General features: G+C 75.1%; 7 protein-coding genes. 1 reads left to right on the top strand and 6 read right to left on the bottom strand.

Annotated elements, in window-relative coordinates:
• Nucleotides 1-555 precede the first annotated feature (555 nt).
• On the top strand, nucleotides 556-951 hold the full coding sequence (locus tag O4J56_RS15215; protein ID WP_270686440.1) for a DUF2203 domain-containing protein: 396 nt from the start codon (nucleotides 556-558) through the stop codon (nucleotides 949-951).
• Nucleotides 952-1,211: 260 nt separating this feature from the next.
• Here the strand turns inward: O4J56_RS15215 and O4J56_RS15210 are convergent, their stop codons facing one another.
• From O4J56_RS15210 to O4J56_RS15185, 6 genes are all read right to left on the bottom strand, one after another.
• Nucleotides 1,212-1,865, bottom strand: a complete 654-nt coding sequence (locus O4J56_RS15210) for an MBL fold metallo-hydrolase (protein ID WP_270686439.1) — start codon at nucleotides 1,863-1,865, stop codon at nucleotides 1,212-1,214.
• 8 nt (nucleotides 1,866-1,873) lie between these two features.
• Nucleotides 1,874-2,665 carry an enoyl-CoA hydratase-related protein gene (locus tag O4J56_RS15205; protein WP_270686438.1) on the bottom strand — a complete coding sequence of 264 codons (792 nt, stop codon included), beginning with the start codon at nucleotides 2,663-2,665 and terminating at the stop codon, nucleotides 1,874-1,876.
• A 20-nt stretch (nucleotides 2,666-2,685) separates the two neighbouring features.
• Nucleotides 2,686-3,174, bottom strand: coding sequence for a peroxiredoxin (locus O4J56_RS15200; RefSeq protein WP_270686437.1), 489 nt, complete (start codon nucleotides 3,172-3,174; stop codon nucleotides 2,686-2,688).
• 99 nt (nucleotides 3,175-3,273) lie between these two features.
• Nucleotides 3,274-4,407, bottom strand: coding sequence for an alkaline phosphatase family protein (locus O4J56_RS15195; protein ID WP_270686436.1), 1,134 nt, complete (start codon nucleotides 4,405-4,407; stop codon nucleotides 3,274-3,276).
• Nucleotides 4,408-4,438: 31 nt separating this feature from the next.
• Nucleotides 4,439-5,032 (bottom strand): DUF5998 family protein, encoded by a 594-nt coding sequence (locus O4J56_RS15190; protein ID WP_270686435.1) that lies wholly within the window; start codon nucleotides 5,030-5,032, stop codon nucleotides 4,439-4,441.
• Nucleotides 5,033-5,710: 678 nt separating this feature from the next.
• Nucleotides 5,711-8,428, bottom strand: coding sequence for a bifunctional acetate--CoA ligase family protein/GNAT family N-acetyltransferase (locus O4J56_RS15185; protein WP_270686434.1), 2,718 nt, complete (start codon nucleotides 8,426-8,428; stop codon nucleotides 5,711-5,713).
• Nucleotides 8,429-8,481: the final 53 nt, after the last annotated feature.

The following is an 8,481-nucleotide window of genomic DNA, read 5'->3' as shown; positions in this document are numbered from 1 at the left end:
ACGAAGGTGCTGTCAAAACGGCCGGAATGACAGCACCTCTGTCGAGATCATCGCCGAAGGGGCGCACCGGGGTGGCGGCCGCCGCGAGCGCGGGCGACCACCTGCCCACCCGCCGCGCCGACCTCCCGGACCAGCAGGGGCCCGGCGGACGGCAGGCAGGGCCCGGGAACCGCCCCGCTGTCGCCGTCGCCGCCCTTCACGGCGACCACGCACACGCGCCGCGCCCGACAGTGCTGGCGGAAGGGCCGCCCACCTGGCCTCGTCGCCGCCATCCACCCCACACCCCGGCCACCCGCCGCCCGGCCCGGGGCCGTGAGCGGGGTACCGGCTCAGCCGCCTGAACCGGGAGAAGCGGGAGGGCGGCCCTTCCGGCAGCGCTGTCCTGCGTCCGGGGGAAATGACACCGGGGCACGACTCCGCCACCGCTCCGGTCAGCGGCGCGGATGGTACAGACTGGGGCCATCGGGTGGGACGGGGACGCCGCCCTCCCGCGTTGCTCCGCAGGAGTCCGTTTCCTCCCCCGCCTGGACGCGGGGGTTTCCCGGAGGTCGATCGATGAGCTACGAGAACGACGACGCCCCAGAGCATCGGGAGTTCACCCTCGGCGAGGTCCACGCGCTCATGCCGGAGGTCATGGAGCGCGCCGGCGAACTCGTCACGCTCCGCGCCGACATGGCCGAGCTCGCCGCCGACCTGCGGATCGCCGGGGACTCGGCACTCGGCGGCCGAGCCGAGCTCAAGGGGATGGAAGCGCGCTTCAGCGAGCTCCAGGCCTGGTTCCCCGACAACGGGATCGAGGTCAAGGGGCTGGCGCCGATCCTGCTCGACTTCCCCGCCATGCTCGACGGGGTGTCCGTGCGCCTGTGCTGGCTCGAAGGCGAGACCGCCCTCGGCTGGTACCACCGGAGCGAACTCGGCTTCTTCGGACGCCGCCCGCTGTCCGAGCGCTGATGGCCGAGCGCCGTCCTCCGGGCACGGCGTCCGAACACTGACGGCGCCGCCGCACCGGGGCGGCGGGCGGGGCGGGGGCGACAGGCGGAACGGCCGACGCGCCCCGGCGGGCGACAGGCGGAGCGGCCATCGCGCCCCGGCGGGGGTGGCGGAACCCTGTGGGGGAGCTCCCGGTGCCGGGGCGCGGGCGGCGTCCGTCGGCCCTACGCGGGGCCGCAGGCCCGTCGGCGGGGCCGGGCCCTACCGGCCGCGGCCGGGCCTCACCAACCCCGCTCGCGCCATTCGGCCAGGTGGGGGCGCTCGGCTCCCAGGGTCGTGTCCTTCCCGTGGCCCGGGTACACCCAGGTCTCGTCGTCCATCTCGGCGAAGACGCGCTCCTCCACGTCGCCCAGCAGCGACCGGAAGTCCGCGTCCGACCACGTCTTGCCCACCCCGCCGGGGAACAGGCTGTCGCCGGTGAACAGGTGCGTGCCCCCGTCCGGGTCGTCGTACCGCAGCGCGATCGACCCCGGCGTGTGCCCCCGCAGGTGGATCACCCGCAGCGCGCACTCGCCCACCGGGACACTCGCGCCGTGCTCCACCGGGTCGTCGACCGACACCGGGAGCTCGTCGCCGTCGCTCGGGTGGGCCACCGTGCGCGCCCCCGTGACCCCCACCACCTCGGCCAGGGCCTGCCAGTGGTCGGGGTGCCGGTGGGTGGTGATCACCCGGGCCAGGCCGCCGTCACCGATGAGGTCCACGATCCGGTCCGCCTCCGCGGCGGCGTCGATGAGGACCGCCTCGCCGGTCCGCTTGCACCGCAGCAGGTAGGCGTTGTTGTCCATCCGCCCCACGGCGAGCTTGCTGATGGTCAGTTCTGCCAGGTCGCGTACGTCGGCCGGACCGCCGACCCTGGTATCTCCGGAGTAGGTCACGTCTCCCATTACAACACCCACCGCGCTCCGCGTTTCTCGAAGAAGGCGCTGCGGCCCTCGGCCGCCTCCTCCCCCGCGAAGTAGCTCTCCGACAGTTCCGTCATCCGGGCGAACTCCGCCGCCCTCTCCTCCGCACCGCGCTCCGCCAGCAGCGCCTTGGCGCCCGCCAGCGCGCCGGGGGCGGCCGCGCGCAGCCCGTCGGCGACCCTCTCCACCGCCGCGTCCAGGTCCCCGCGCGGGACGGCCTCGGTGAGCAGCCCCGCCGCCACCGCCTCCCGGGCGCCGAACACCTCGCCGGTCAGCAGGTACCGGCTCAGCGCCCGGTCGTGCAGCCGCTGCCGGACGGGGACCGAGATCACCGCCGGGACCAGGCCGATGCGCACCTCGGTGAAGGCGAACTCGGTGTCCTCCGGCGCGATCGCCATGTCGGCCGCCGCGACCAGGCCGAGCCCGCCCGCCCGCGCCGTCCCGTTGAGGCGGGCGACCACCGGCTTGGGCGCGTCCATGATCGCGGAGAAGATCTCCCCCATGCCGGGCGCCCCCGGGTCGGGGTCGCGCCCCGCCAGCCGCTCGGCGACCTCCTTGAGGTCGGCGCCCGCGCAGAACACGCTCCCGGCCCCGGTCAGCACGACCGCGCGCACGTCCTCGTCGGCCATCGCGGCCCGCAGCCCGGCGAGCAGCGCGGTGCGCAGCGGCGCGGACAGGGCGTTGCGGTTGCGCTCGGAGTCCAGGGTGATCGTCGCGATCCCGCGCTCGGTGGTGCGCCGTACGGGCGGTCCGCCGCCGTCGGCCTCGGCCATCGGGTCTCCTTCCGTTGCGCTCATCCGCCCGCGGCCCCGGCGCCGTCCGCCTTCCGCAGCGCGGCCAGCGCCCCGTCGGCGTGGGCGTTCATCCGGATCTCGCTCCTGACGACGTGCAGGATCCGGCGGTCGGCGCCGATGACGAAGGTGCACCGGCGGGTGGGCGCCAGCGCCGACAGCCCCGGGGCGGCGCGCCGGACGCCGTAGGCGCGGGCGACCGTCCCGTCGGCGTCGGAGAGGAGGGGGAAGCCGAACCCGTGCATCCCGGCGAAGGCGCTCTGCCGTTCGACGGCGTCCGCGCTGATCCCCGCGCATCCGGCGCCGATCCGGGCGAACTCCTCCGACAGGTCGCGGAAGCGGCAGCTCTCCGCCGTGCACCCGGGCGTCATCGCCGCGGGGTAGAAGAACAGCGCCAGGGGCCCCTGTGCCAGCAGCCCGTCGAGGTCGCGCACGCGCCCGTTCTGGTCGGGGAGGGAGAACCCGGGCGCGGTGTCGCCGATATCAACCACGGGGCGCAATCTAGCCCACCCGCCGCCCGGCCACCACCCTCGGCCGCAGCCGGGCCGCCCCCTCGGCCGCAGCCGGGGCCGGCCCACGGCCCTGCGGGCTCACTCGCCGATGGTCGTGTACCTCAGCAGCGGCACCCTCAGCTCCTCCGGGGTCAGCGAGCCGTGCTGGCCCACCAGGGCGCTCTCGACCGGCTCCGCCCGGGGCGCCACCAGCGCGCACGACCCGGTCGCGACCGCCAGCACGTCGCCGATGCGCTCCCGCACCCCGTCGTCCACGCTGCCGAACAGGCCCGCCGCGACCGCCTCCTCACGGGTCATCACCCGTGCGCGCCCCTCCAGGCGCTCCGCCCAGGCGTCCCGGACGTCGCCGGCCGCGCCCGGGACGGTGTACACCTGCCGCACGCGCGCCTCCCCCGCGAGCACGCGCACCCCCCGCACGAGGTCCGGGTCGGCCTCCACGTCGATCCGGCAGCCGGGGCCGGTGTCGACCATGCCGTGGTCCGCCGTCACGTACAGCGCCGCGTCCGGCGGGAGCGCCTCGGCGACCTGCTCGGCCAGCCGGTCGACATGGCCCAGGTGCAGCCGCCAGTAGTCGGAGTCCATGCCGAACATGTGCCCGTAGGCGTCCAGGTCGGCGTGGTAGACGAAGACCAGCGACCGCTCCCCGGTGGACATCGCCGCCCCCGCGCGCACCGCCAGCTCGGTGATGTCGTTGGCCGGCAGGTACCGGCTGCCCCGGGCCGAGGCGCGGCTGAGCCCGCTGCCCTCGTAGGCCCCGGCGGCAACGTACCCGGTGGCCACCCCGGCCCGCTCGGCGCGCTGGTACACGGTGGTGCGCGGCTGCCAGGACTCCGGGTCGACGTCGGCGTCCCAGCGCAGCTGGTTGAGGACGGTGTCCTCGCCGGGCACGGCGACCTTGTAGCCCACGATCCCGTGGTGCCCGGGCGCCAGCCCGGTGCCGAAGGAGGTCAGGCTGGTCGCCGTGGTGGTGGGGAAGCCCGCGGTGATCGGCGCGGACCCCCCGATCAGGGACGACAGGAAGGGGGCGCGCTCGCGGTGGGCGAGCAGCGCCTCCCAGCCCAGGCCGTCCACCAGGAGCACGCAGGCCCGGCGCGCCGGGGGCAGGCCGAGCACGCCGGGCTCGCCGTCCACCCCCAGCGAGGCGAGCACGGACGGGGCGAGGTCGGCCAGGGACCCGGTGCCGTAGCCGGGGGCGTCGAAGGGGGTGGTCACGGGCTTCCTCCAGGCTCCGGGGCGGGCCGCCTCAGCGGGAGGCGGCCTCGGCCAGCACCGAGGCGAAGTTGAGCATGGTGGCGACGGCCTCCGGCCCGTCGGCGGCCTGGCTGACCCGCAGGGTCAGGGGCTCGGCGGTGATGGCGCCGGTGTAGCCGTGGTCGGCCTCGCAGGTCTCGTCGGCGCAGGCGGCCGGCTCCAGGTCCACGTGGGCGACGGCGCCCCAGTTCACGCTCAGGCTGATGTTCAGGACCAGCTCGGCGGGCAGGGTCCCGGCGACGTGGTTGGCGGGGTCGGCGACCACCCGGGTCAGCGCGACCGACTGGATGTTGTCGAGCCGGATGGCGTCGGTGGTGGTGGAGGCCTGCGGCCGGTCGGCGCCCTCCGTCGCCGGGTGCTCGTCGGTGTGGCAGACCACCAGACGCGTCGCGGTGAGCAGCAGGACGGTGATGTGCCGCCGCATCTCCATCGCGGGGTCGAAGGTGGCCTCGTGGTGGACGACGAAGGCGTCGGCGCTCTCGCTGCCGAGGGCGGCGGCGACGGCGTCGGTCACCAGGCCGGGGTAGTACCCGCTGCGCTCGATCTCCGAGCGCCAGTCGGTGGACACGGCACGCGTTTTCCTCATACTCCCATCCTGCCCTCTCCCGAGGACAGATCGCACCCTGGTCGGCGCGGTCGCGGCTGGGTGGGGGCGGCGGGGCGCCCCATGGGTAACACCCGGGCGGGGCGGGTACGGGCGGGGGCATGAAGGCGATTGCGCGCATCCGATTCCGGACGCCCCGCGGGCCCGCGCCCCGCGGAACGGTCCCGCCGCTGCCGAAACCGCCGCCGCCGGGGCCGGGGCCGACCCCGCCGGGCCCCACACCCGTCCCGCCGGAGCCGCCCGTGCCCGACCCGGAACCGGGCCCCGGACCCGGGCCGGATCCGGGGCCGGGCCCACTCCCTCCCGAGCCCGAACCGCAGCCCGAGCCCGCCTGATCCCGAGGCGGCCGGACACGGTGGCCCGCCGTCCCGCGCGGCGGAACCGCCACCGTGGAGGCGGGTGTGCTCCGCGTTGATCTCGGGAGAAACGACGCTACCGGGCCGCTTTTAGGGGCGCTTTTCCCGAGATCAACGGGGATCCGGGCCGGAGGCCCCCTGGGCGGCGTCCGCCAGGTCCTGTCCGGAGTTCGGCGGCGCTCCGCCGAGCGGGCGCCCCCTCGTCGATGATCTCGACGGAAGTGCTGTCATTCCGGCGGATTCGGCAGCACTTCCGTCGAGATCAACGTCTGAGGTGCCGGGTGAAGGGAACTCCGGACGGGACCTAGAACGCCACGCCGCGCAGCCTTCTCGGGCCCGAGTCCGGGCGGATGTCGGGGGCCTCGCGCAGCCACACCCGCGCGCCCAGGACGTGCGCCCCCTCGGCGTTCACCGTCACCGGGTCCAGGTCCATGTGCCCGATCTCCGGGAACGCGTCCGCCAACCGGGACACCCGCACGAGCAGCTCCTCCAGTGCCTCCACGTTCGGCTGCTCCGCCAGCGTCGTGGCCCCGGCGGGCAGGCCGAACAGCAGCGGCGCCGCCCGGACCGCGTGGACCAGGTCGCCGGCGTCGGCGTGGGTCAGCGGCGCGAGGCGGAAGGCCCGGTCGTCCAGCAGCTCGGCGGTCACGTCGGCGAGGCCGAACCCCACCACCGCGCCGAACGAGGGGTTGTCCCCCGCCCGGATCACCGTGGGCACGCCGGGCACCACCATCCGCTGCACGACCAGCATCGCCTCGTCGCCGAGTCGGCCGTGCAGCGCGGTGAAGGCCCCCCGCACGTCGTCCGGGGTGCGCAGGTCGGCGCGGATGCCGGTGCCGCCGGCGCGCAGCCGCAGGTCGGGCGCGTTGGCCTTGACCACGACCGGGTACCCCAGCCCCTCCGCCGCCGCGACCGCCCCGTCCGCGTCGAAGACCGGCACGTCGGGCCAGACGTCGATGCCGTAGCAGGACAGCAGCTCGCGGGCGGTCTCCGGGGGCACCGCCGACTCCTCGCCGTGCACCGGCTCGCTGGTGAACCACACCGGCCGCGCCTCCTCGGCGCCGCCGCGCTCCAGCGCCCGGTCGATGACGGCGCGGGCGCGCGCCCCGTCCACGTCGGCCAGCTCGGGGTGGCGGCCCGGGTCCCGCTCGCGCCAGACGGCGTACCGGGTGGCGTGCGCCAGCGCGCGCACCGCGTCCTCCGGGGCGAGGTAGGAGGGCACCGACCCGCGGGCGGTCTCGCCCTTCTCGTTGACCTGCCGCAGCTCCTCGGGGAGCCCCTGGTGGCCCAGGTAGGTGGTGAGGATGGGCTTGTCGGAGGTGGCCGCCTTGGAGCGCATCACCGCCGCCACGTCGTCGGAGATGGGCGTCAGCGCCGGGATGAACACCACGATGACCGCGTGCACCGCGTCGTCGGCGAGCGCCTTGGACAGGGCCTGGTCGAAGTCCGCGGCGGTGGCCTTGGGCCCCAGGTCGACCGGGTCGTGGGGCTTGAGCCCCTCGCGCACGCAGGCGTCCTTGACCAGCAGCCCCAGCGAGTCGGAGTTGCCGAGGACGGCCACCCGCGGCCCGGCGGGGAGCGGCTGGTAGGCGAAGAGCTGGGCGACGTCGAACATCTGGGTGATGTCGTCCACGCGCACCACACCGGCCTGCTCGAACAGGGAGGTCACCGCGTAGTCGGGCAGCGACAGCGCCCCCGCGGCGTGCCCGGTGGGCACCCCCGAGGAGCCGCCGCTGCGCACCGCCACCACCGGCTTGTGCTGGGCCAGCCGCCGCGCCAGGCGGGTGAACTTGCGCGGGTTGCCCAGGGACTCCAGGTACTGGAGCACGACCTCGGTCGCCGGGTCCTCCTGCCAGTACTGGATCAGGTCGTTGCCGGACACGTCGGCCCGGTTGCCCGCCGACACGAACGTCGACAGGCCGATGCCGCGCTCGGAGACCCGCTGCAGGATGGCCCGCCCCAGCGCGCCGGACTGGGAGAAGAAGCCGATGGGCCCACGCGGCGGCACGTACGGCGACAGGGTCGCATTGAGCGACACGGCCGGGTCGGTGTTGGCGATCCCCAGGCCATTGGGGCCCACCACCCGCATGCCCTCCGCGCGCGCGGTGGTGACCAGCTCGTCCTGGCGGGCCTTGCCCTCCGGCCCGACCTCGCCGAACCCGGAGGTGACCACGACCAGCCCGTGCACCCCCTTGCGGGCGCACTCGCGGACGACGTCGGCCACCATGTCGGCGCGCACCGCCACCACGGCCAGGTCGACCGGGTCGGGGATGTCGAGCACGCTCGGGTAGGCCCGCACCCCGGCGACGGCGCGCGCCTCGGGGTGCACCGGGTAGACGGGCCCCTGGAAGTCGCCGGCGAGGAGGTTGCGCAGCGCCGTCTGCCCGACGGTGTGGGCGGTGCGGCTGGCGCCGATGACCGCGACCGACTCGGGGAAGAGCAGCCGGGCGATGGAGCGCGACTCGGCGCGCTGCTCGCGGGCGCGCATGACCTCTTCGGAGTGGTCGGTGGGCTCCAGGTCCAGGGTGAGGCGGATGACGCCCTCGTCGAAGGTCTGCTGGGCGGTGTAGCCCGCCTCCCGGAAGACGTTGATCATGCGCCGGTTCTCCGGCAGGACGTCGGCGATGAAGCGGCGCACGCCCCGCTCGCGGGCGGCGGCGCCGATGTGCTCCAGCAGCACGGAGGCCAGGCCGCGCCCCTGGTGGGCGTCCTCGACGAGGAAGGCCACCTCGGCCTCGTCCTCGCTGATCTTGTCGTAGCGCACGACGGCGACCATCACGCCGGAGATGGTCGCGATCAGGCCGACCCGCTCGTCGTAGTCCACGTGGGTGAAGCGCTTGACGTCGCGGTCGGACAGGCGGGGGTAGGGCGCGAAGAAGCGGTAGTAGATGGTCTCGGGCGACAGGCGCGCGTGGAAGGCGCGCAACAGGTCGCCGTCGTCGGGCGTGATCGGGCGGATGTGGGCCGTCCCGCCGTCGGTGAGTACTACGTCGGCTTCCCAGTGGTTCGGGTATGGCTGCACGGATTTGAGCCTAAGGGAGATCGGCCCCGGTGTGGGGAACGCCGCACCCGTTT

Source organism: Nocardiopsis endophytica, from assembly GCF_027706725.1.
In the GTDB taxonomy this organism is placed as follows: domain Bacteria; phylum Actinomycetota; class Actinomycetes; order Streptosporangiales; family Streptosporangiaceae; genus Nocardiopsis_A; species Nocardiopsis_A endophytica.
This window is presented reverse-complemented; position numbering and strand designations above follow the sequence as displayed.